We start from the raw sequence: 25,107 nt of genomic DNA on the forward strand, positions 1-25,107 counted from the left end.
GGATTCAATATGAGTAATAGCCTCACGCTGTCATCTTTACTTTCTCCTTGGGGAGACTTCAGTTCTTCTGAGCTAGATGCGATTGCTGTTGAGCAGTTGGAGTTGGATAGCCGTGCGATCAAGGACGGTGATATCTTTGTTGCCATTGTAGGGCATGCCATTGATGGTCGTCGCTTTATCGACAAAGCCGTCGCTCAAGGTGCGAAAGCCGTTATTGCACAGGCTAGTGATGACAAAGCTCATGGCTTGGTTGAGTGGTTAAATGCAGTTCCTGTTGTTTATGTAGCAGAGCTAAATTCAATTCTCTCTGAACTGGCTGGCCGAGTTTATTCTTCTCAAGCGACCAATCTGATTGGCGTTACAGGGACCAATGGCAAAACCACTATCACTCAATTGATTGCTCAATGGCTTGATCTCGTTGGTCAACGCTCTGCGGTAATGGGCACTACAGGTAATGGCTTCTTAGATAATCTAAAAACAGCAACTAACACCACAGGCAGCGCGATTGAAATACAGCGCACACTGAGTGAGTTGGCTGAAGAAAACGCCGTTTATACCGCGATGGAAATCTCTTCTCATGGTTTGGTTCAAGGCCGAGTAAAAGCGTTGGATTTTGAGGTTGGTGTCTTTACTAACCTGAGCCGTGATCACCTTGATTACCACGGCACGATGGAAGAGTACGCATTGGCTAAGAAAAGCCTGTTTACTCAACACAAATGCAAACATGCAGTGATCAATGTGGATGATGAGGTCGGCAAAGCGTGGATGCCAGACTTGTCCAATGCGATAGCGGTTTCATTGCTTCCGTTGTCTGGTTACCAACAGTCGGTGTGGGCCTCTGATGTCGCTTATGCAGAAACAGGTATTCAGATGTCTTTTGATGGTAGTTGGGGGCAAGGCCAGCTTTCGGTTCCTTTAATTGGTCAGTTCAACGCATCAAATGTATTGGTTGCTTTCGCGACTCTGCTTTCATTAGGCATCGACAAGCAAATCTTGGTCGACACAGCACCTCAACTGCAACCTGTGATTGGCCGCATGGAACTGTTCCAAGTTCCGAGCAAAGCAAAAGTCGTTGTCGATTACGCGCACACGCCAGATGCTCTAGAAAAAGCATTGGCGGCACTACGAGTTCACTGCTCTGGAAAACTATGGGCAATCTTTGGCTGCGGTGGTGATAGAGATACCGGCAAGCGCCCAATGATGGCGGTAACGGCTGAGCAGTTTGCCGACAAAATTATTATTTCAGATGACAATCCTCGCAGCGAAGATCCTGCTTTGATTGTTAAAGACATGCTAGCTGGCTTAAGCGAACCTGAATCTGCATTCGTCGAGCACGATCGCTATCAAGCGGTTAAGTTTGCCCTAGAACAGGCTGGTAGTAATGACATTATTCTTTTGGCTGGTAAAGGCCATGAGGATTACCAAGTATTGAAAGACAAAACGATCCATTACTCAGATCGCGAGTCTGCGCTACAACTTTTAGGTATTTCATAATGATTGATGTATCACTCGAGCAGATCTGCTCAACGGTGAGCGGTCAGCTGATTGAGGCTGGCAAGTCGAGCAATAGTGTTATTAATGCGGTTTCTACTGACACTCGCACTGTTGAAGAAGGTGCACTGTTTGTTGCTCTTGTTGGTGAACGTTTTGATGCGCATGACTTTTGTCATCAAGCGGTAGAGGCTAATGCGAGCGCGTTGTTAGTCGAACAAAAACTTGACCTAAATATTACTCAAGTTGTTGTTGAAGACACTAAACTTGCTTTAGGTCAGCTAAGTGCTTGGATTCACGAGCAATGTAATGTCCCAACTATGGCGATTACAGGTAGCTGCGGCAAGACGACCGTTAAAGAGATGGTCGCCAGTATTCTACAACAACGTGGCAAGGTGCTGTTTACAGCGGGTAACTTCAATAATGATATTGGTGTACCGCTAACTCTGCTACGCAGTGAGCCAAGCGATGACTATGCGGTGATCGAACTGGGCGCGAACCATATCGGTGAAATTGCTTACACCACTCACCTAGTGAAACCACAGGTTGCTTTGGTGAACAATGTTGCTGCGGCGCACTTAGAAGGTTTTGGTTCTATCGATGGTGTTAAGCAAGCGAAAGGTGAAATCTTTCAGGGGCTTGCTGCCGGTGATACTGCTATTGTTAATCTAGAAAGCAACGGTGGTGATTTTTGGAATGACGTACTTGCAGATAAAAGCGTACTGACATTTTCAGAAAGCGACAGCAAGGCGGATTACTTTGCTAAGAATATTCGCATTAATGAGCAGGGTGAAGCGTGCTTTGATATGCAGACTCCGCAAGGTGCAATGGCAGTCGAACTTGGCATTATTGGTCAGCACAACGTGGCAAATGCGTTGGCGGCTGCAGCGTTAAGCACTCAATTTGGTGCCACGCTTGAGGAAATAAAAAGCGGTTTAGCAAACCTTATCTCGGTTAAAGGTCGAGTTGAGGTTCAACAATTAAGTCAGAATATCAAGCTGATAGATGACAGTTATAACGCCAGCGTACCTGCAATGAAGGCCGCAGCTAAATTGCTGTCGAGCTTCAAAGGTCAACGTTGGTTGATTTTAGGCAATATGGCTGAATTAGGCGACGAAAGCCTTGCACTTCACCGTCAAGTCGGTGAATATGCTGCCCCATTCGCTTTTGAGCATGTACTCACTTACGGTGATGATACCAAGGTGATTAGTGAGGTCTGTAATGGGACTCACTTTGCAACGCATCAAGCGATGATCGCGCACATAGAGCAGCACTTAAGCTTGCCAGAAAACGCGTCACATACCTTGTTGGTAAAAGGCGCGAATAGTGCAGGAATGAGTAAAATAGCCGCTGCTTTAAAGGAGAACTTTTCATGATAATTTGGCTTGCAGAGCTACTACAGCCACACTTTTCTTTCTTCCGTTTGTTCGAATACCTATCGTTTCGTGCAATCGCGAGTATTTTGACTGCTTTATGTCTGTCGCTGTGGATTGGACCTCGTTTAATTGAGCGTCTGCAAATGCTACAAATTGGCCAAGTTGTTCGTAATGACGGTCCAGAATCTCACTTCAGCAAACGTGGTACGCCAACCATGGGTGGTGTGATGATCCTTGCTGCCATCATTATTACAGTATTGATGTGGGCTGATCTTTCCAACCCTTACGTTTGGGCTGTGTTGGTTGTGCTTGGTGGCTACGGTGCGGTTGGCTTTGTTGATGACTATCGTAAAGTTGTTCGTAAGAACACCGATGGCTTGATTGCGCGTTGGAAGTATTTCTGGCAATCAGCGATTGCATTGGTCGTGGCATTCGCTCTGTATGCTCACGGACACGACACCGCTGCAACGCAATTGGTTGTTCCTTTCTTCAAAGATGTGATGCCACAGCTTGGTTTACTGTACATTGTACTAACTTACTTTGTTATTGTGGGTACCAGTAACGCGGTAAACCTAACGGATGGCTTAGATGGTTTGGCGATCATGCCAACGGTTATGGTTGCGGCTGGCTTTGCTGTTATCGCTTGGGCGACGGGTAACGTTAACTTCGCGGCATACCTACACATTCCATACATCCCATACACCTCTGAACTGGTTGTGGTATGTACTGCTATCGTGGGTGCTGGCCTTGGTTTCCTATGGTTTAACACTTACCCAGCACAAGTATTCATGGGCGATGTTGGCTCTTTAGCACTAGGTGGTGCACTGGGTGTGATTGCTGTGTTGGTTCGCCAAGAGTTGGTACTGGTTATCATGGGCGGTGTGTTTGTAATGGAGACCTTGTCAGTAATCCTGCAGGTGGGTTCTTACAAATTGCGTGGCCAGCGTATTTTCCGCATGGCGCCGATTCATCACCACTATGAGCTTAAAGGTTGGCCTGAACCGCGCGTAATCGTGCGCTTCTGGATCATCTCAATGGTATTAGTACTGGTTGGCCTAGCGACACTAAAAGTTCGTTAATCCTATGCGAGCCTCTGAGTAGAGGCTCTTTAAAACTATTAAGAGCATCTTGTTTAAATGGAACGTTGGCAAAATATTCAAAATGTAGTGGTTGTGGGGCTCGGTATTACCGGGCTCTCTGTCGTTAAACATCTCGTAAAATATCAACCTCACACTCATGTGAAGGTCATTGATACGCGAGAGCTACCACCGGGCAGAGAGTCTTTGCCTGAATCGGTAGAACTGCATTCTGGAAGCTGGAATAGCCAATGGTTGGCTGAGGCTGATTTAGTGGTAGCTAACCCAGGTATCGCCTTAGCAACCCCTGAAATTCAAGACGTGCTTCAAGCAGGTACGCCTGTTGTCGGTGATATCGAGTTGTTTGGCTGGGCGGTGAATAAACCCGTCGTGGCGATCACTGGTTCAAATGGCAAGAGTACCGTGACGGATTTGACTGGTGTGCTTGCTAAAGCGGCAGGCCTTAACGTTGGTGTCGGTGGCAATATTGGTATTCCGGTTTTAGACCTTCTTGAACTTGATGCAGATTTATATGTGCTTGAGCTATCAAGCTTCCAGTTAGAGACCACATCGAATCTGAACCTTGCAGCGGCAGCCTTTTTGAACCTGTCTGAAGATCACATGGATCGCTATCAAGGCATGGCTGACTACCGCGAGGCTAAGTTAAGAATCTTCAATAACGCGCAGTGTGCGATTGTAAATCGCGAAGATAAAGAGACTAACCCAGACCACACAATGCCATTGGTGACATTTGGACTCGATGACCAAGAGTTTGGTGTATCAATTATTGATGGTACAGAATGGTTAATCGATAACGGTAAACCAGTACTTGCTACTCAAGATTTAACATTGGTTGGACGTCATAATGTGGCGAATGCGTTAGTCTCATTAGCCTTATTGAAGCAAGTTGGCATCGATTACAGTAAAAGCCTTGACGCTTTGAAAGCCTACAACGGTTTGACGCACCGCTGCCAAGTGGTGGCTGACAAGCGCGAAATCAAATGGGTTAACGATTCAAAAGCAACCAACGTAGCGAGTACATTAGCGGCTCTGTCTGGTTTAGAATACAAAGGTACTTTGTATCTCTTGGTTGGCGGTGTTGGTAAAAGTGCTGACTTTAGCGAGCTTAAACCTGTATTGGCGCAACTAGATCGTGTTCAGTTGTGTTGCTTCGGTGAAGATGCTGCGCAATTTATGCCGCTGCATCCATCAGCACAAAAGTTCGAGACCATGCAGCAGATAATCGAATCTATCTCACCACAACTGGTTGCTGGAGATATGGTGATGCTGTCTCCTGCGTGCGCGAGCTTCGATCAATTTAATAATTTCATGGCGAGAGGTGACGCGTTCACTGAACTTGCTCATGAGTTTGCCTAACGTGTTGAAGGACTAACATTCAGTGCAAAGAGTGAAAGAGATCAATCAATCTATTTGGCAATGGCTTAACCGCGCCACACCAGAGGCGCTCTACGATCGTCAATTGGTTTGGATTGCTCTTGGACTGATGCTGACGGGCTTGGTGATGGTAACGTCGGCTTCGTTCCCAATCAGTGCTCGTTTAACCGATCAGCCGTTTCACTTTATGTTCCGTCATGCCATATTCCTTGTGTTGGCATTAGGCGTGTCCAGCGTCATATTGCAGATTCCGATGCAGCGCTGGTTTCAGTACAGTATGTACCTATTGGGCCTGTCCTTCTTCTTGCTGATCGTGGTATTAGCGGTCGGTAAGTCGGTTAACGGTGCATCGCGTTGGATCCCTCTCGGCCTATTTAACCTTCAGCCAGCCGAAGTCGCTAAGTTATCACTGTTTATCTTTATGGCGGGCTACTTGGTTCGAAAACAAGACGAAGTAAGGAAAACCTTCTTCGGTGGTTTCGGTAAACCTATCATGGTGTTTGGCGCCTTTGCTGTGTTGCTGCTCGGTCAACCCGATTTAGGTACCGTAGTCGTAATGCTGGTTACCCTGTTCGGCATGTTATTTATCGCCGGTGCAAAACTTTCGCAGTTTATTGCCTTGATGGTGGCAGGCATTGCCGCTGTTGTTGGCTTGATTGTCATAGAACCCTACCGTGTTCGACGTGTGACCTCTTTCTGGGAACCTTGGAATGACCCGTTCGGCAGTGGCTACCAGTTAACCCAATCATTGATGGCGTTCGGTCGTGGTGATTGGATGGGGCAAGGGCTTGGCAACTCAATTCAAAAACTCGAATATCTACCGGAAGCACACACTGACTTTGTATTTGCTGTATTGGCAGAAGAGCTCGGTTTCGTTGGTGTTACCTTAGTGCTGATGCTGATCTTTAGCTTGGTGTTTAAAGCCATTCTTATTGGCAAAAAAGCCTTCGATAACGATCAAGTGTTCAGTGGCTATTTGGCTTTCGGTATTGGTATTTGGTTTGCTTTTCAAACGCTTGTTAACGTAGGCGCTGCTTCAGGTATTGTTCCAACTAAAGGTCTAACCTTGCCATTGATCAGTTATGGTGGTTCAAGTCTTATCGTGATGTCGGTGGCGGTTTCTATGCTGCTGCGTATCGATCACGAATGCCGGATACAACAAAAAGAACAAGCCGACAATCAAAACGAATTAGTAGAATAAGAATCTAACGTGATGAAACAAAACAAAAAACTTTTAGTGATGGCTGGTGGTACTGGCGGTCACGTTTTCCCAGGGTTAGCGGTAGCTAAAAAGCTTCAGCAGCAAGGTTGGAAAATTCGCTGGTTAGGAACCGCAGACAGAATGGAAGCGGATTTAGTGCCAAAGCATGGCATTGAGATCGACTTCATCAAAGTGAAAGGCCTTCGAGGTCAAGGTATTAGCAAGCTAATTAAAGCGCCGTTCCAGATTATCAATGCCATACTTCAAGCAAGGCAGCACATCAAAGCATGGCAGCCAGATGTGGTGCTTGGTATGGGCGGTTACGTAAGTGGTCCCGGCGGTATCGCGGCATGGTTGTCTGGCATTCCAGTGGTACTGCATGAGCAAAATGCAGTGGCAGGTTTAACTAACCAATGGCTGTCTAAAATTGCTAAAAAGGTATTCCAAGCTTTCCCTGGTGCGTTTCCTACTGCGGAAGTTGTAGGTAATCCTGTACGTGAAGATGTGGTTGCCTTAGCCGAACCAGAGCAACGCATGGCGGAGCGTGACGGCGATACTCGCATCTTGGTGATGGGCGGTAGCCAAGGCGCTAAGATCCTAAATGACACCTTGCCAGTGACTATGGCGCAGCTTGGCGAAGGCTTCACTGTGATGCACCAAGCGGGCAAGAACAACCAACAACAAGTCATTGAGCAATACAAATCACATTCTGTAGATAATGTTCAAGTGACTGAATTTATTGATGATGTGGCGCAAGCTTATGAGTGGGCAGATCTATTAGTGTGTCGCTCAGGTGCATTAACCGTATCAGAAGTGTCTGCGGCGGGTGTGGGCTCTATATTTGTTCCGTTTATGCACAAAGACAGACAACAAGCGCTGAACGCCGATCACTTAGTTGAGTGTGGCGCAGCGTTAATGATTGAACAGCCTCAATTGACGGCTGATAAGCTAGCGAACACGATCGCCGAGCTTGATAGAAATGAATTAAAAATGATGGCAACAAAAGCTCGTCAAGCAGCCAAGCTTGATGCTGATGTGACCGTCGCTGAAGCGATTAAAGCTTTAGCAAAATAATGAGATTGAATTGATGACGATTGAACATACCCAAGACTTAGCGCAAATCCGTGCAATGGTGCCAGAGATGCGCCGTGTTAAATCTATCCACTTCATTGGTATTGGTGGTGCAGGCATGAGCGGGATCGCTGAAGTCCTGCTAAATGAAGGCTACCAAATCACAGGTTCTGATATTGCTCAAAATCCAGTGACAGATCGTTTAGTTAGCAAGGGCGCTACCGTTTACATTGGTCACCAAGCAAGTAACGTTGCCGATGCAAGTGTGGTGGTGGTATCAACCGCTATCAACGAAGAAAACCCAGAGATTATTGCTGCTCGTGAAGCGCGCACACCTATCGTTCGTCGTGCAGAAATGCTGGCTGAGCTGATGCGTTTTCGTCATGGTATTGCTGTGGCAGGTACGCACGGTAAAACAACAACAACGGCTTTGGTTACACAGATTTATTCTGAAGCGGGCTTAGATCCAACCTTCGTCAACGGTGGTTTGGTGAAAAGTGCAGGCACAAACGCACGTTTAGGTTCGAGCCGTATCCTTATCGCTGAAGCCGATGAAAGTGATGCGTCATTCTTACATCTGCAACCTATGGTTAGTATCGTAACTAACATTGAAGCGGATCATATGGATACTTACGGCGGTGACTTCGAAACGTTAAAGCAGACGTTTATTGATTTCTTACACAACCTGCCGTTCTACGGTCAGGCTGTGATGTGTGTAGATGATCCTGTTGTACGTGAACTTATCCCTCAGGTAAGCCGCCAAGTGATTACTTACGGTTTCTCAGAAGATGCAGATATCCGTATTGAAAACTACGTACAAGAAGGTCAACAAGGCAAGTTTACGGTTGTACGTGAAGGTAAAGCGAACTTAGATATCACGTTGAACATTCCAGGTCGCCACAACGCATTGAATGCCTCTGCGGCGATTGCGGTTGCGACTGAAGACGACATCAGCGATGAAGCGATTCTAAAAGCGATGGCGGGAACCGAAGGTACTGGTCGTCGTTTCGATCACCTTGGTGAGTACGAAACGGGTAAAGGCGTGGCGATGTTGGTCGATGATTACGGTCATCACCCAACGGAAGTGGATGTGACGATTCAAGCGGCTCGCAGTGGCTGGGCTGACAAACGTCTCGTGATGATCTTCCAACCACACCGCTACAGCCGAACGCGTGATCTGTATGATGATTTTGCGAACGTTCTTGAACAGGTTGATGTCTTAATCTTATTAGATGTGTATTCAGCAGGTGAGAAACCAATTGCAGGGGCTGACGGACGTTCACTAAGTCGAACTATTCGTGGGCGTGGTAAGATTGATCCAATCTTTGTTGCTGATATCAACACTCTGCCATCGGTTCTAGCGAACGTAATTCAAGGCGGCGACCTTGTTTTAACACAGGGTGCAGGTGATGTTGGTCGTGTAGCTAAGCAACTTGAATCGCTACAATTAGACATTAATAAAATGCAGAACGCGTAACAGAATAGCGTCTACATACTGTGGTCGATCGCTCACTTCTTGCGATTGACCTAAAATTGACCAAAAATCTTATTATCAACGTTTGATAGTTTGATTTTGCTCAGTATAATTCATAGGTTAAAGTAAGTGCTTTTACCTCTATTACGAAGATAGGGAATAGAATTGCGAACCAACGACAGGGAATGCGGGCTTTGGTAGAAAGTACTTTTAGCGAAAACCGCCACCTATTCAGTTTACCATCGCTCAAGAAACACGCCTTAGGCGGGTCTTTTTTTGTCATGGTATTGCTATTCATTGGGTTTCTTTTCTATACCACACTGACTTGGATGTGGGACGATCAGCGATTGCCTCTCTCCAAAATAGTACTTCAAGGCGACTTAACTTACGTAACCGCTGGTGATGTTCAACATGCCTTTGGCGAGCTTGAACACATTGGAACATTTATGTCGCAAGACATCGGCGTGTTGCAAGACAGTTTAGAAGCGTTACCTTGGGTATCTGTTGTCTCTATTCGTAAGCAGTGGCCAGACACAATAAAAGTATTTTTGACTGAGTACCATGCGGCAGCAATCTGGAACGGCAACATGCTGCTGAATGACGATGGTCAGGTGTTCAATGGTGATATCGGCCTATTAAAGGGCGATAGAGTTAAGCTTTACGGCCCAGACGGCACCAGTCAAGAAGTGATAGAAAAGTGGCGACAGATAACCCCTTTGATTAACAGTCTTGGGTTAACCGTTACCTCGCTCGTTCTCAATGAGCGTCGCGCTTGGCAAATAATCCTAGATAACGGTATCCGTTTAGAACTAGGTAAAGATTCCTTAGATGAGCGTGTTGAACGCTTCATTTCGCTTTACAACGAGTTAGGTAGTAAGGCGAATCAAGTGAGCTACATCGACCTCAGGTATGATACGGGAGCCGCTGTAGGCTGGTTTCCAGAGCAAGAGTTAGAAGAGAGTACAGATGACTAAGACCGCAGATGACAACATAATCGTTGGTCTTGATATAGGCACTGCGACCATATCAGCTCTGGTTGGTGAAATATTGCCTGATGGTCAAATCAATATCATTGGTTCTGGGCAAAGCCCATCCAGAGGTATGGATAAAGGTGGTGTAAACGACCTAGAGTCGGTAGTTAAGTCGGTTCAGCGAGCTATTGATCAAGCAGAGTTGATGGCGGAATGCCAAATCAGCAATGTGTTTATCTCGCTATCGGGCAAACATATCGCAAGCCGAATTGAAAAAGGCATGGGTACTATCTCTGATGAAGAGGTGTCCCAAGACGATATGGATCGAGCGATCCATACCGCGAAATCAATTAAAATAGGTGATGAGCAGAGAATTCTGCACGTGATCCCACAAGAATTTACCATTGATTATCAAGAAGGGATTAAGAACCCACTTGGCTTATCTGGTGTTCGAATGGAAGTCAGCGTTCACCTAATTTCTTGCCATAGCGACATGGCGAGAAACATTATTAAAGCTGTTGAACGATGTGGTCTCACAGTAGAACAGATCGTGTTTTCAGGACTTGCCTCAAGTAATGCGGTAATTACTGAAGACGAGAGAGAGCTTGGAGTATGTGTGGTGGATATCGGCGCGGGTACGATGGATATTTCCATTTGGACTGGCGGCGCACTGCGACACACAGAAGTCTTTTCCTACGCAGGAAATGCAGTAACCAGTGATATTGCCTTCGCTTTCGGCACGCCAGTGAGCGATGCTGAAGAGATAAAAGTAAACCATGGTTGCGCTCTGAGTGAACTCGTAAGCAAGGATGACTCTGTTAACGTCCCAAGTGTTGGTGGTCGCCCATCGAGAAGTTTGCAACGACAAACTTTGTCGGAAGTGATTGAACCACGTTACACTGAACTTATGGGGCTCGTTAACCAAACTATTGATACGGTTCAATTACAGCTACGAGATGAAGGTATTAAACACCACCTTGCAGCTGGCGTCGTTCTCACTGGTGGAGCGGCACAAATTGACGGATTGGTAGAGTGTGCGGAACGTGTTTTCCGCAATCAAGTTCGAGTTGGTAAGCCATTAGAAGTTAGTGGCTTAACTGACTATGTTAAAGAGCCGTATCATTCTACGGCGGTTGGTTTACTTCATTACGCAAGAGATTGTCAGATCAGTGATGAAGGTGATTACAGCGAACCTAAGCGTTCAGCACCTTCTATGTCTGGTTTATTTGGCAAATTGCGTAATTGGATACAAAAAGAGTTTTAACCTGAGTTGCAGGAAAAAACGGAGATAACACATGTTTGAACCGATGATGGAAATGTCTGACGATGCAGTAATTAAAGTCGTTGGAGTTGGTGGCGGTGGCGGTAACGCTGTTGAGCACATGGTACGTGAATCAATCGAAGGCGTAGAATTCATCAGTGTTAACACTGATGCCCAAGCACTTCGTAAAACAAGCGTGAGCAGCGTGATCCAAATTGGTGGTGATATCACTAAAGGTTTGGGCGCTGGTGCAAACCCACAAGTAGGCCGTGATGCAGCTCTCGAAGATCGAGAAAGAATTAAAGAAGTTCTAACTGGCGCCGATATGGTATTTATCGCAGCTGGTATGGGCGGTGGTACTGGTACAGGTGCTGCTCCAGTTATTGCTGAAGTTGCGAAAGAGTTGGGTGTGCTAACGGTTGCTGTTGTAACTAAGCCATTCAGCTTTGAAGGCAAAAAGCGTTTAGCGTTTGCTGAGCAAGGTATCGAAGAGCTTTCTAAGCATGTGGATTCTTTAATTACGATTCCAAATGAAAAGCTACTTAAAGTACTTGGCCGCGGCGTAACACTGCTAGAAGCTTTCGCAAGTGCAAACGATGTACTTAAAAACGCTGTACAAGGTATCGCTGAGCTAATTACTCGCCCTGGTATGATTAACGTCGATTTCGCGGATGTTCGCACCGTAATGTCTGAGATGGGTCATGCAATGATGGGTAGCGGTATCGCAAAAGGTGAAGACCGTGCTGAAGAAGCTGCTGAAACGGCAATTTCTAGCCCACTACTAGAAGACATCGACCTAGCTGGTGCACGTGGCGTTCTTGTGAACATCACAGCAGGCCTAGATATGCGTCTAGATGAGTTCGAAACAGTAGGTAACACAGTTAAGGCATTCGCATCTGATAACGCAACAGTTGTGATTGGTACTTCTCTAGACCCTGATATGACGGATGAAATCCGTGTAACTGTTGTTGCAACAGGTATCGGTACAGAGAAAAAACCAGACATTACTTTAGTTGCTGGTGGTAAAGCTAAGGTTGCACCAACTCCTCAACCACAGGTAGCGGCTCAAACTGCACCAAAAGTGGAAGAGAAAGTGGCACCGCCATTGCAAGAAAAAACTGAGGTTAAACCTCAAGTTAAGCCACAGCCAACAACGTCACCTGTTTCTTCAGGTACAGGCGCTAGCCAAAGTGCAGCACCTAAAGCTGAGAAAGAGAGTGGATATTTAGATATTCCAGCATTCTTACGACGTCAGGCTGATTAACAAACACCCAAAATTTGACTATAGTCGAATTAATGGTAAAATTCGCGGTCGGTAAATACTGACCGTGATTTGTAGCACTGATAACGAGGCAAGCAGATGATCAGACAACGTACTCTGAAAGAAATTGTGAAAACAACTGGTGTGGGTCTCCACTCTGGTCGTAAAGTCACACTTACTCTTCGCCCGGCAGCTGCAAATACAGGCATTGTTTATCGTCGTACAGATGTAAATCCACCTGTAGATTTCCCAGCTGATCCAGCATCAGTTCGTGACACTATGTTATGTACTGCTCTTGTTAATGACGAAGGCGTACGTATCTCTACAGTGGAACACCTTAACGCAGCTCTAGCGGGCATGGGCATCGACAACATTATTGTTGAAGTAGATGCACCAGAGATCCCAATTATGGATGGTAGCGCAAGCCCATTCGTATACTTGCTACAGCAAGCGGGTGTAGAAACACTGAATGCAGCGAAGCGTTTTATTCGTATCAAAAAGCCTATCCGTTTTGAAGATGGCGATAAATGGGCAGAGTTTGTTCCATTTAACGGCTTCCGTATGGACTTTGAGATCGACTTTAACCACCCAGCAATTGAATCTGATGAGCAACGTTTGTTGTTTGATTTCTCTTCACAAGGCTTTGTGAAAGAAATCTCTCGCGCTCGTACTTTCGGCTTCATGCGCGATATTGAGTATCTACAATCTCAAAACCTAGTACTTGGTGGTAGCTTCGATAACGCTATCGTTCTAGACGAATACCGAATTCTTAATGAAGAAGGTCTGCGTTTTGACAATGAGTTCGTAACTCACAAAGTACTGGATGCGATTGGTGACTTGTACATGTGTGGACACGCTATTATTGGTGAGTTCCGTGCATACAAATCAGGTCACGGCCTAAACAACCAACTACTACGTGCAGTACTTGCTGACGCAGAAGCTTGGGAATGGGCAACATTCGAAGAAGAAGTAGGCTCTCCTGTTGCATTTGCTGAGCCAGGAATGGTTCTAGCGTAATTGTTGTTTACAACAATATAAGATTTCGAAAACCAGGTCATTGACCTGGTTTTTTTGTATCTATTTTCCAGATACAGTGTCGTCAACATCCGAAAGTTGACTACCAATGGGCTACAGTCTGGCTAATCCGTCAGCAATTAGAAAGAAAAGTTCCAAGCACATCAAACAAATGGGGTTATAAATGGTCGTTGGTGTGAAAATTACTTACACTAAAGGGCATTAATTTTAACTCAAGCCTTGAAAACTCTACTCTCAAGTACAATATCAAAGATACTAGATTTATCTCAGTATCCTTGGTTAGTAACTGAAGACTAGTTCATAGCTAGTAGAGACTGACGGCATTTAAAATAGATCGCGGACGATCTGAGAACGAAGAGATTCCAAGCACATGATTACTAAGCTGCTGACAAAGGTAATTGGCAGTCGCAATGACAGAACACTGCGCCGCCTTAGAAAAATTGTAAAAGAAATTAATAACTACGAACCAACGTTTGAAGCACTTTCAGACGAAGAGCTAAAAGCAAAAACGGTTGAGTTTCGTGAGCGCTTAGACAAAGGTGAATCGCTAGACCAACTTCTACCGGAAGCATTTGCTACGGTACGTGAAGCGTCTAAGCGTGTTTACGGCATGCGTCACTTTGACGTGCAAATGATTGGTGGCATGGTTCTAAATGCTGGCCAAATTGCAGAAATGCGTACTGGTGAAGGTAAGACTCTTACAGCAACCTTACCAGCTTATCTTAACGCCCTACCTAGCAAAGGTGTTCACGTAGTAACGGTGAACGACTACCTAGCGAAGCGTGATGCGGAAACAAACCGCCCATTATTTGAATTCCTTGGTATGACGGTTGGCGTGAACGTGCCAAACATGGCTCCGCCAGAGAAAAAAGAAGCGTACCAAGCTGACATCCTATACGGAACAAACAACGAGTTTGGTTTCGATTACCTACGTGACAACATGGCTTTCCGTGCTGAAGACCGTGTTCAACGCGAACGCTTCTTTGCTGTTGTCGATGAAGTTGACTCAATCTTAATCGATGAAGCTCGTACTCCACTAATTATCTCTGGTCCTGCTGAAGATAGCTCAGATCTTTACACGCGTATTAACACGTTAATTCCTAACCTTGAGCGCCAAGATAAAGAAGATTCTGAAGAGTACCGTGGTGAAGGTCACTACACCATGGACGAGAAATCGAAGCAGGTTCACCTGACTGAAAACGGTCAAGAATTTGTAGAAGAGCTAATGGTGAAAAACGGTCTGATGGAAGAGGGTGACACGCTTTACTCTCCAACAAACATCAGCCTACTGCACCATGTTAATGCAGCGCTTCGTGCACACGTATTGTTCGAGAAGAACGTAGACTACATCGTTACTGAAGACGGCGAAGTCGTTATCGTTGATGAACATACTGGTCGTACAATGCCAGGTCGTCGTTGGTCTGAAGGTTTACACCAAGCTGTTGAAGCGAAAGAAGGTGTGAAGATTCAGAATGAAAACCAGACGCTAGCATCGATTACTTTCCAAAACTTCTTCCGTCTATACGAAAAACTGTCAGGTATGACAGGTACAGCCGATACAGAAGCTTTCGAATTCCAGTCTATCTACGGCCTAGAAACTGTGGTTATCCCAACCAACAAGCCTATGGTTCGTAACGATATGCCAGATGTGGTTTATCGTACTGAAGAAGACAAGTTCAATGCGATCATTGAAGACATTAAAGACCGTGTTGCTGCTGGTCAGCCATCATTGGTTGGTACAGTTTCTATCGAGAAATCTGAGCTACTGTCTAACGCACTGAAAAAAGCAAAAATTAAGCACAACGTTCTAAACGCTAAGTTCCACGAAATGGAAGCTGAGATCGTTGCACAAGCGGGTACGCCAAGCGCGGTAACTATCGCAACGAACATGGCCGGTCGTGGTACCGATATCGTGTTAGGTGGCAGCTGGCAGGCACAAGTTGAGAAGCTAGATAACCCAACTCAAGAGCAGATCGATAAGATCAAAGCTGACTGGAGAGTAATCCACGATAAAGTACTTGAGTCAGGTGGTCTGCACATCATTGGTACTGAGCGTCATGAATCTCGCCGTATCGATAACCAGCTACGTGGTCGTTCTGGTCGTCAAGGTGATGCAGGTTCTTCTCGTTTCTACCTATCAATGGAAGACTCACTGCTACGTATCTTCACATCAGATCGTATGGCAGGTCTTATCCAAAGTGGTATGGACGAAGGCGAAGCGATCGAATCTAAGATGCTTTCTCGCTCAATTGAAAAAGCACAACGTAAAGTTGAAGGTCGTAACTTCGATATTCGTAAGCAGCTTCTTGAGTACGATGATGTAGCCAATGACCAACGTAAAGTGGTTTATGAGCTTCGTGATGAACTGATGAGTTCTGACGACATCAGCGAAATGATCGAACATAACCGTGAAGACGTGTTTACTTCGGTTATCGATGAGTACATTGCTCCTCAATCGCTTGAAGATATGTGGGATATCGCTGGTCTGCAAGATCGCCTGAAGAACGACTTCGATCTAGAGTTCGATATTCAAGGTTGGTTGGACGAAGACGACAAGCTTTACGAAGAAGCACTGCGCGAACGTATCCTAGGTATGGCGGTTGATTCTTACAAACAGAAAGAAGAAGTGGTTGGTGCTCAAGTACTACGTAACTTCGAGAAATCTGTAATGCTACAAACGCTAGATGGCCTTTGGAAAGAGCACTTGGCTGCTATGGATCACCTTCGTCAAGGTATCCACCTACGTGGTTACGCTCAGAAGAACCCGAAACAAGAGTACAAGCGCGAGTCGTTTGAGCTGTTTGAAGGTCTACTAGAAGTACTGAAATCAGATGTTATTACCATCCTTTCTAAAGTTCGCGTTCAGCAACAAGAAGAAGTAGAAAAGATGGAAGCTCAACGTCAAGCTCAAGCTGAAGAAGCGGCGCGTCGTGCACAAGCACAACATGCAACGGCTGAAAATCAGTTGGGTGATGATGAAGCTGAAGCAGCATCTCCACAAACGGTAGTACGTGATGAGCGTAAAGTGGGTCGTAACGAACCATGCCCATGTGGTAGTGGCAAAAAATACAAACAGTGTCACGGTAAAATTGACTAATGCTTTGCTGTAGTGGCTGATAACTTCGTCGGCGATGCTCATTTACACTTGTAAACTCCGCGTCGTCGCCTCGTTCTCAACCAATACAGCTTTGCCTTAATATAGTTTTGATAAAAAGAGTCGCTTAGGCGGCTCTTTTTGTATGTAAATTTCATGGCTTACTTTGTTATACAAGGAAGTCGTCATTCCCTATAGCGAGAAACGAGCGTAATAGGGAATCTCGTTTAGTTAGGCTCACGTTGTTTTAGATCCCCAACTCAGTCGTTCCTCCTTCTTGAGGATGACGTATTCAGGGACTATGTGAGTTAAGCGTTTTATTAAGGAACACCATCACATGAAAAGAATCCATATTGTAGCGGGCATTATCTTTAACCAAGATAAGTCACAGGTATTTATCACTAAGCGCCCAGACGACAAGCATAAGGGCGGTTTTTGGGAGTTCCCTGGCGGCAAGGTTGAAGCGGGCGAAACCATTGAACAAGCAATGACTCGTGAGTTGGATGAAGAGGTTGGCATTAAGGTGACAGAACAGTCTCTGTTTGAACACCTTGAATTTGATTACACCGATAAGTCGCTTAAGTTTGATTTCATCCTTGTGACCGATTTTGAAGAGCAGCCTTATGGCAAAGAAGGTCAACAAGGTGAATGGGTAAGCCTAGAATCATTGAATCAATACGCCTTCCCTGAAGCAAATGTGCCAATTTTAGAGCGAGTGGTAAAAGAGTTTTCGTAATTGCTAGCCTGAGTTTGAGATTGTTGTTAGTTTAAAGAGATTAATCGAATGAACGTTGCTGCAAGAGATAAGTGGCAACGGTAACCAAAACAATGGAGATATTCGCAGTGGTAAGAATTGCAATTGCAGGAGCAGCGGGCCGCATGGGTCGCAACTTGGTGAAAGCCGCTCATCATAATTCAGAAGCAAGTGTTGGTGCTGGCTCAGAGCGTCCAGAGTCATCTTTGGTTGGTGTTGATGTTGGCGAGTTATGTGGTGAAGGTCGTTTTGATGTCGCTCTAGTGGATGACTTGTCTAAAGCCATCGAAGAGTTTGATGTGATTGTCGATTTTACTGCCCCTGTTAGCACATTAGCGAATATTGAACTTTGTAAACGTCACGGTAAAAAGCTGATCATTGGTACGACGGGTTTCTCTGAAGAAGAGAAACAGGTGATTGATGCGGCTTCAAAAGAGATGCCTATCGTAATGGCACCTAACTACAGTGTCGGTGTGAACCTGGTATTTAAGCTGCTAGAAAAGGCCGCTAAAGTGATGGGCGATTACTGTGATGTTGAGATCGTTGAGGCTCACCACCGTCATAAAGTCGATGCTCCTTCTGGTACAGCGATTGGCATGGGCGAAGCGATTGCTGGTGCGATGGGCAATGAGCTTAATGATGTAGCCGTATGGTCACGTGAAGGTATTACTGGTGAGCGTACGAAAGATGAGATTGGTTTCGCTACTATTCGTGCCGGTGACATTATTGGTGAACACACCGCTATGTTTGCTGATATCGGTGAGCGAGTCGAAATTACTCATAAAGCCACGGACCGAATGACTTTCGCTAATGGCGCAATCAAGGCTGCAGTCTGGTTAAATGATAAACCAGCCGGCTTTTATACCATGACTGATGTCCTAGGTTTGAATGACCTGTAAATAGATATTTATGCGCTGGCAATTGCCGGCGCTTTCTTTATTTGGTACATTTTCCTTCGTAATATCCCTTTTACAAACCTCCCTTTAGTTTCTTCTGATCGTCGACTTTTCCTTATTTAACTTTGTTTTTTAATGCTTATAGTGTGTTTTTTGTTTTAGATCTTTAAATTGCGAACTTTTCTCTTTGTATTTATCGATTGCGTTTTGTTGCTGATATTTTTATCACTCTATGGTTGGTCAAAATGAGGGGTGAAAATTAGAAAATCGTAATATTCGGCCGAAATGAGCATGAAAGTTAAACTTTTGAAGCTTTGATGGCGTAAATTGAATTAGTCCTTACAAATGTTTAATTTCTTTTGCGTTAAATGTTGACACGTATCACGCACATCACTAAAATACCGCCAATTTGTCTAATTTCCATAAACACGCAGTTTCTGGTGTTGCAGGAAGGTAGATTTGCAAATTAAATCAATTTTAATGCATTTTTATTTCTGGAGGTTGTCTTGAAGAAGTCAGCACTACTCGTCCTAGAAGATGGGACAGTATTTCACGGTGAAGCCATTGGCGCTGTAGGTTCTGCAGTTGGTGAAGTCGTTTTTAATACCTCGATGACGGGGTACCAAGAAATCCTCACTGATCCTTCCTATTCTCAACAAATCGTTACCCTTACTTACCCTCACATTGGCAATACCGGAACCAATTCCGAAGACGAAGAATCCTCTTCAATCCACGCTCAAGGCCTTGTGATTCGCGATCTCCCTCTTATCGCTTCTAACTTCCGTAATGAACAATCCCTTTCTGATTACCTTAAGTCGCAAAACGTTGTTGGTATCGCTGATATCGATACACGTAAGCTGACGCGTATTCTTCGTGAAAAAGGCGCTCAGAACGGTTGTATTGTAGCTGGCTCTTCAGTAAACGACGGAAACTTAGACGAAGCTTTGGCTCTAGCTAAAGCAAAAGAATTCCCTGGCCTGAAAGGTATGGACCTTGCGAAAGAAGTTACAACAAAAGAAGCGTATCAATGGAAACAAGGTTCGTGGACGCTTACGGGGGGACTTCCTGAAGCGAAAGCAGACTCTGAATTGCCATACCACGTTGTTGCTTATGACTTCGGTGCAAAACGAAACATCCTACGAATGCTTGTTGACCGCGGCTGCCGCCTAACGGTTGTTCCAGCTGAAACTTCTGCTGAAGAAGTACTAGCTCTGAACCCAGACGGTGTTTTCCTTTCAAATGGCCCTGGTGACCCAGAACCATGTACTTACGCAATTGAAGCGACAAAAGTGTTCCTAGAAAAAGGCTTACCAATCTTCGGTATCTGTCTAGGTCACCAGATTCTTGCTCTTGCGTCAGGCGCTAAGACAGTGAAGATGAAGTTTGGTCACCACGGTGCAAACCACCCGGTTAAAGATTTAGATCGTGATGTTGTGATGATTACTTCGCAAAACCACGGCTTTGCTGCTGACGAAGAAACCCTTCCAGAGACACTACGTGCAACGCACAAATCATTATTTGATGGTTCTCTACAAGGTATTCACCGTACAGACAAACCAGCATTCAGCTTCCAAGGTCACCCTGAAGCAAGCCCAGGTCCAGAAGACGCAGCGCCGTTATTCGACCACTTTATTGAACTAATCAAACAGCACACAGCGTAATTCGGAGTAGTAGACAATGCCAAAACGTACTGACATTAAAAGTATTCTTATTCTAGGTGCTGGCCCGATCGTTATCGGCCAAGCATGTGAGTTCGATTACTCTGGTGCTCAAGCTTGTAAAGCGCTTCGCGAAGAAGGTTACCGAGTTATTCTTGTAAACTCGAACCCAGCGACAATCATGACTGACCCAGACATGGCCGATGCAACTTACATCGAACCTATCCAATGGGAAGTTGTGCGTAACATCATCGCTAAAGAGAAGCCTGATGCAGTTCTACCTACTATGGGTGGCCAAACTGCATTGAACTGTGCTCTAGACCTAGAAAAGCACGGCGTTCTTGAAGAGTTCGGTGTTGAAATGATTGGTGCAACGGCTGACGCTATCGATAAAGCAGAAGACCGTTCACGCTTCGATAAAGCAATGAAAGCAATTGGCCTTGAGTGTCCAACTGCTGATACTGCGAAAACGATGGAAGAAGCTTACAAAGTTTTAGACATGGTTGGCTTCCCTTGTATCATTCGTCCATCGTTCACGATGGGTGGTACTGGTGGCGGTATCGCTTACAACAAAGAAGAATTTGAAGAAATCTGTCGTCGTGGTTTGGATTTATCTCCAACTAACGAACTTCTTATCGATGAATCACTTATCGGTTGGAAAGAGTACGAGATGGAAGTGGTTCGTGACAAAAACGACAACTGCATCATCGTATGTGCGATTGAAAACTTCGACCCAATGGGTATTCACACAGGTGACTCAATCACTGTGGCTCCAGCTCAAACGCTGACAGACAAAGAATACCAACTAATGCGTAACGCATCTCTAGCAGTACTGCGTGAGATTGGTGTTGAAACAGGTGGCTCAAACGTACAGTTTGGTATCAACCCGAAAGATGGCCGTATGGTTATCATCGAGATGAACCCGCGTGTATCTCGCTCTTCAGCACTAGCATCTAAAGCTACAGGTTTCCCAATCGCTAAGATTGCAGCGAAACTGGCTGTTGGCTTCACGCTAGACGAGCTAATGAATGACATCACTGGCGGCGCAACGCCAGCATCATTCGAACCAACAATCGACTACGTAGTAACTAAGATTCCTCGTTTTAACTTCGAGAAATTTGCTGGTGCTAACGACCGTCTAACGACTCAAATGAAGTCTGTTGGTGAAGTTATGGCTATCGGCCGTAACCAACAAGAATCTCTACAAAAAGCACTCCGCGGCCTAGAAGTTGGCGCGACTGGTTTTGACGAAATGGTAGACCTAGATGCACCTGATGCTCTAACGACTATCCGTCATGAACTAAAAGAAGCTGGCGCAGAGCGTATTTGGTACATCGCTGACGCATTCCGTGCTGGTATGTCTGTAGATGGTGTATTCAACCTAACGCAAATCGACCGTTGGTTCCTAGTTCAAATCGAAGACATCGTTAAGCTAGAGCAAGAACTGAAAGCGAAAGGCTTTGCTGGTCTGAACAAAGACGAGCTAAACAAGCTTAAGCGTAAAGGTTTTGCTGATGCACGCCTATCTAAGATTCTAGGTGTAGCGGAAAGCGAAATCCGTCGTCTACGTGACCAATACGATATCCACCCAGTTTACAAGCGTGTAGATACGTGTGCGGCTGAGTTCTCTTCAGATACAGCCTACATGTACTCATCTTACGATGACGAGTGTGAAGCGAACCCAACAGACAAAGACAAGATCATGATTCTAGGCGGCGGTCCAAACCGTATCGGCCAAGGCATTGAATTTGACTACTGTTGTGTACATGCATCACTAGCACTACGTGAAGATGGCTACGAAACTATCATGGTTAACTGTAACCCTGAGACTGTTTCTACAGACTACGATACATCTGACCGTCTGTACTTCGAACCAGTAACACTGGAAGATGTACTAGCAATCGCTCGCGTTGAGAAGCCAAAAGGCGTTATCGTTCAGTACGGTGGTCAAACGCCACTTAAACTGGCTCGTGCTCTTGAAGCTGCTGGTGTACCAATCATCGGTACTAGCCCAGACGCAATCGACCGTGCAGAAGACCGTGAGCGTTTCCAAGTTGCTGTAGACCGTCTAGGCCTACTTCAGCCAGAGAACGCAACAGTAACAACAATGGAGCAAGCGGTTGAGAAATCTCGCGAAATCGACTTCCCACTTGTTGTACGTCCTTCTTACGTACTTGGTGGTCGTGCGATGGAAATCGTATACGACGAGCAAGATTTACGTCGCTACTTCAATGAAGCTGTTAGCGTATCAAACGAATCTCCAGTACTACTTGATAGCTTCCTAGACGACGCTGTTGAAGTAGACGTAGATGCGATTTGTGACGGTGAGCGCGTTGTAATCGGCGGTATCATGGAGCATATCGAGCAAGCGGGTGTTCACTCTGGTGACTCAGCATGTTCTCTTCCTGCATACACGCTAAGCCAAGAAATCCAAGACGTAATGCGCGAGCAAGTTGAAAAGCTAGCGTTCGAGTTGGGTGTTCGTGGTCTGATGAATACGCAGTTTGCTGTTAAGAACAACGAAGTGTACCTAATCGAGGTTAACCCTCGTGCAGCACGTACGGTTCCATTCGTATCTAAAGCAACTGGCGCGCCAATCGCTAAGATTGCAGCTCGTGTAATGGCGGGTCAATCGCTAGAGTCTCAAGGCTTTACGAAAGAAATCATCCCACCTTACTACTCAGTGAAAGAAGTTGTACTTCCATTCAACAAGTTCCCTGGTGTTGACCCACTGTTAGGCCCAGAAATGCGCTCTACTGGTGAAGTTATGGGTGTTGGCGCGACGTTCGCAGAAGCATACTCTAAAGCTGAATTGGGTTGTGGCAACATCTACCCAGAAGGCGGCCGTGCACTTCTTTCTGTTCGCGAAGGCGACAAAGAGCGTGTTGTTGACCTAGCATCTAAGCTATCTAAGCTTGGTTACCAGCTAGACGCAACACACGGTACAGCAGTTATCCTTGGCGAAGCGGGTATCAACCCACGTCTAGTAAACAAGGTACACGAAGGTCGTCCTCACATTCTTGACCGTATCAAGAACAACGAGTACACGTACATCGTGAACACAGCTGCTGGTCGTCAAGCGATTGAAGATTCTAAAGTACTTCGTCGTGGCGCATTGGCTGAGAAAGTTAACTACACGACTACGCTAAACGCTGCATTCGCGACTTGTATGGCGCACACTGCAGACGCGAAGACGTCAGTAACTTCAGTTCAAGAGCTACACGCACAGGTTAAAGCTTCTCAAGCTTAATCGCCTAAAGTGTATCGCTGTTAAGCGGATATAAATGCTCAAAGCCCACTCTCCGGAGTGGGCTTTTTTATGCCTGTTAAATAGCATGTGTTAAATGATGAAAATCAGGAATAGGTTAGAATCTTGTGTTTCGTTGTTGTTCGTTTGCTCAGGGTGGTAACTTGTCGCTACACAAGAATTTAAGGCGTTGGGTATATGGAAATCACTCTGGAAATATTGGCTATATTGTTTGTTGTTGCAACGGCAGCGGGCTTTATTGATGCAATGGCTGGCGGCGGTGGGTTGTTGACTCTACCTGCATTGCTCGCGGCTGGAGTGCCACCCACGCAAGCACTGGCGACCAACAAACTCCAAAGCTCATTTGGCAGCTTCTCAGCGAGCTGGTACTTCGTACGTAACGGTATCGTCAGTATTAAGGAGATGCGCCTCGCTATCTTTTGTACCTTTATAGGCTCTGCGATTGGTGCAGAATTAGTGCAGTACATTGATGCGAGCCTTCTGACCAGTGTGATCCCACTGTTGCTTATCGCTATCTCTCTCTATTTCCTATTAGCACCACAAACTAGAGCTTCTGAAGGAAAACAAAAGATCTCTGAGGCGATGTTTGCGCTATGTGTGGGCGGCGGTGTTGGTTTCTATGATGGTTTCTTTGGACCAGGTACAGGCTCAATCTTTACGGTTTGTTTTGTTGCGATTGGTCATTTCTCATTAGTCGATGCTACGGCACGTACCAAAGTACTGAACTTCACCTCGAACATCGCTGCACTGATCTTCTTTATTTTGGCTGGTTTGCCAATTTGGGAGTTAGGATTAGTGATGGCGGTTGGTGGCTTTATGGGAGCTCAGCTTGGCGCTAAAGTCGTGGTGACAAAAGGGCAGAAATGGATTCGCCCCTTTGTGATCGTAATGTCGATGCTAATGGCTTCTAAATTGCTTTGGGAACAGCATCAACAATGGATTCTATCAGTATTTTAACTCTCGGAGACTGATAGCTATTTGGTCTCACACAGATATGAATCGGTCGAATTAAGCCTACTAATTCAGGGAAGCTATACAAGTATTGAGGCTCTATATTGAGTGTTTTTACGATAGAGAGCGGGATTAACGCTGGCCCAGTCCCGCCCAATGCAAGTTGCGCCGCTGCGGTGTAGGCATCCATCTCCATCAAGGGTTTGATGCCGAATTTTTCTAACACAGATAATTGATAAGAGTTAGCAGGGTTGGTCATATCGTTGGTAATGACCAATGGAGGAAGAGCCGTGAGTGGCTGCTTACTCACAATGTAAAACGGCTCATCAAACAGGTGGAAAGTCATCAATCCATGATGCGGTGGCAATAAGCCTGCGCACAACCCTAGAGTTGCCTTGCCTGATTGCACTCGCTCTATGATTCTTGGCGTGTGGTTGGTGGTAATGGTGATGTATTTATCTTGCTGGATAAATTGCCCCATCATCTCACCTAAGTAGCCCGCTATTAGAGATTTAGAGCTGTCTAAGGTGATGAAAGTAGTATCTTCCAACTCTTGTTGTTCATAAATAAGACCACGAAGCTCATTGAACGTAGGACCAATACTCTCGATCAATGCAACCGCATCCGGTGTCAGCTTTATCTGTCGGCCACTCGGTTCGATGAGCTTTTTACCTAGCTTCTTTTCTAAATTTGCAATCCGTTTGCTGACCGCTGATTGGCTGATATAAAGCAAACTGCCGGTACGGCTCATCGTCTTTGCTTTACTCAATGCCAATAGAGTTTCGATTCCTTCGAGTAGCATTTAGTAATATTCATGAAAGTTGGGAATGATTGTTTCAACTTACCTCAAACAACATTCATTCTCTAGTCTTGA

Annotated in this window: 18 protein-coding genes; 17 read left to right on the forward strand and 1 reads right to left on the reverse strand. The window is 45.5% G+C overall.

Going from position 1 to position 25,107, the window contains the following annotated elements:
* Nucleotides 1–9: 9 nt before the first annotated feature.
* From murE to ITG10_RS10545, 17 genes are all read left to right on the forward strand, one after another.
* Nucleotides 10–1,494: a UDP-N-acetylmuramoyl-L-alanyl-D-glutamate--2,6-diaminopimelate ligase gene (murE, locus tag ITG10_RS10465; protein WP_017629351.1), complete on the forward strand. Its 1,485-nt coding sequence runs from the start codon at nt 10–12 to the stop codon at nt 1,492–1,494.
* Complete coding sequence (gene murF / locus ITG10_RS10470; RefSeq protein WP_017629350.1) at nt 1,494–2,867, forward strand: UDP-N-acetylmuramoyl-tripeptide--D-alanyl-D-alanine ligase; 1,374 nt, start codon at nt 1,494–1,496, stop codon at nt 2,865–2,867. The genes murE and murF overlap by 1 nt, the downstream gene beginning before the upstream one ends.
* On the forward strand, nt 2,864–3,946 hold the full coding sequence (mraY, locus tag ITG10_RS10475) for a phospho-N-acetylmuramoyl-pentapeptide-transferase (protein ID WP_017629349.1): 1,083 nt from the start codon (nt 2,864–2,866) through the stop codon (nt 3,944–3,946). The genes murF and mraY overlap by 4 nt, the downstream gene beginning before the upstream one ends.
* Before the next feature lie 57 nt (nt 3,947–4,003).
* Nucleotides 4,004–5,320 (forward strand): UDP-N-acetylmuramoyl-L-alanine--D-glutamate ligase, encoded by a 1,317-nt coding sequence (gene murD / locus ITG10_RS10480; RefSeq protein ID WP_017629348.1) that lies wholly within the window; start codon nt 4,004–4,006, stop codon nt 5,318–5,320.
* Between the two features lie 22 nt (nt 5,321–5,342).
* The gene (gene ftsW, locus ITG10_RS10485; protein ID WP_017629347.1) at nt 5,343–6,539 is read left to right on the forward strand and encodes a cell division protein FtsW; all 1,197 of its coding nucleotides are present in this window, start codon (nt 5,343–5,345) and stop codon (nt 6,537–6,539) included.
* A 12-nt stretch (nt 6,540–6,551) separates the two neighbouring features.
* Nucleotides 6,552–7,613 carry an undecaprenyldiphospho-muramoylpentapeptide beta-N-acetylglucosaminyltransferase gene (gene murG, locus ITG10_RS10490; RefSeq protein WP_017629346.1) on the forward strand — a complete coding sequence of 354 codons (1,062 nt, stop codon included), beginning with the start codon at nt 6,552–6,554 and terminating at the stop codon, nt 7,611–7,613.
* Between the two features lie 13 nt (nt 7,614–7,626).
* A complete protein-coding gene (murC, locus tag ITG10_RS10495; RefSeq protein WP_017629345.1) occupies nt 7,627–9,087 on the forward strand; it encodes a UDP-N-acetylmuramate--L-alanine ligase in 1,461 nt (486 codons plus the stop codon).
* 191 nt (nt 9,088–9,278) lie between these two features.
* On the forward strand, nt 9,279–10,058 hold the full coding sequence (locus tag ITG10_RS10500) for a cell division protein FtsQ/DivIB (protein WP_026084087.1): 780 nt from the start codon (nt 9,279–9,281) through the stop codon (nt 10,056–10,058).
* Nucleotides 10,051–11,319, forward strand: a complete 1,269-nt coding sequence (gene ftsA / locus ITG10_RS10505) for a cell division protein FtsA (RefSeq protein ID WP_010434747.1) — start codon at nt 10,051–10,053, stop codon at nt 11,317–11,319. Before ITG10_RS10500 ends, ftsA begins: the two co-directional genes overlap by 8 nt.
* Before the next feature lie 31 nt (nt 11,320–11,350).
* Entirely contained in the window at nt 11,351–12,580 is a 1,230-nt protein-coding gene (gene ftsZ / locus ITG10_RS10510) for a cell division protein FtsZ (RefSeq protein WP_017629343.1), read from the forward strand.
* A 96-nt stretch (nt 12,581–12,676) separates the two neighbouring features.
* Nucleotides 12,677–13,594, forward strand: a complete 918-nt coding sequence (lpxC, locus tag ITG10_RS10515; RefSeq protein ID WP_010434751.1) for a UDP-3-O-acyl-N-acetylglucosamine deacetylase — start codon at nt 12,677–12,679, stop codon at nt 13,592–13,594.
* Nucleotides 13,595–13,982: 388 nt separating this feature from the next.
* Nucleotides 13,983–16,709, forward strand: a complete 2,727-nt coding sequence (gene secA / locus ITG10_RS10520) for a preprotein translocase subunit SecA (protein ID WP_248386383.1) — start codon at nt 13,983–13,985, stop codon at nt 16,707–16,709.
* 334 nt (nt 16,710–17,043) lie between these two features.
* Nucleotides 17,044–17,442, forward strand: coding sequence for an 8-oxo-dGTP diphosphatase MutT (gene mutT, locus ITG10_RS10525; RefSeq protein ID WP_017629342.1), 399 nt, complete (start codon nt 17,044–17,046; stop codon nt 17,440–17,442).
* Between the two features lie 92 nt (nt 17,443–17,534).
* Complete coding sequence (dapB, locus tag ITG10_RS10530; RefSeq protein WP_026084086.1) at nt 17,535–18,359, forward strand: 4-hydroxy-tetrahydrodipicolinate reductase; 825 nt, start codon at nt 17,535–17,537, stop codon at nt 18,357–18,359.
* Between the two features lie 503 nt (nt 18,360–18,862).
* Nucleotides 18,863–20,017: a glutamine-hydrolyzing carbamoyl-phosphate synthase small subunit gene (gene carA / locus ITG10_RS10535; protein ID WP_010434758.1), complete on the forward strand. Its 1,155-nt coding sequence runs from the start codon at nt 18,863–18,865 to the stop codon at nt 20,015–20,017.
* Nucleotides 20,018–20,033: 16 nt separating this feature from the next.
* Nucleotides 20,034–23,264 carry a carbamoyl-phosphate synthase large subunit gene (carB, locus tag ITG10_RS10540; RefSeq protein WP_017629340.1) on the forward strand — a complete coding sequence of 1,077 codons (3,231 nt, stop codon included), beginning with the start codon at nt 20,034–20,036 and terminating at the stop codon, nt 23,262–23,264.
* Nucleotides 23,265–23,459: 195 nt separating this feature from the next.
* Nucleotides 23,460–24,239, forward strand: coding sequence for a TSUP family transporter (locus tag ITG10_RS10545; protein ID WP_017629339.1), 780 nt, complete (start codon nt 23,460–23,462; stop codon nt 24,237–24,239).
* Here ITG10_RS10545 and ITG10_RS10550 read toward each other — a convergent pair.
* Nucleotides 24,190–25,035: a LysR family transcriptional regulator gene (locus tag ITG10_RS10550; protein WP_017629338.1), complete on the reverse strand. Its 846-nt coding sequence runs from the start codon at nt 25,033–25,035 to the stop codon at nt 24,190–24,192. The two genes, ITG10_RS10545 and ITG10_RS10550, sit on opposite strands and share 50 nt — an antisense overlap.
* Nucleotides 25,036–25,107: the final 72 nt, after the last annotated feature.

Origin of the sequence: Vibrio sp. ED004, from assembly GCF_023206395.1 — a bacterium.
Lineage (GTDB): Bacteria > Pseudomonadota > Gammaproteobacteria > Enterobacterales > Vibrionaceae > Vibrio.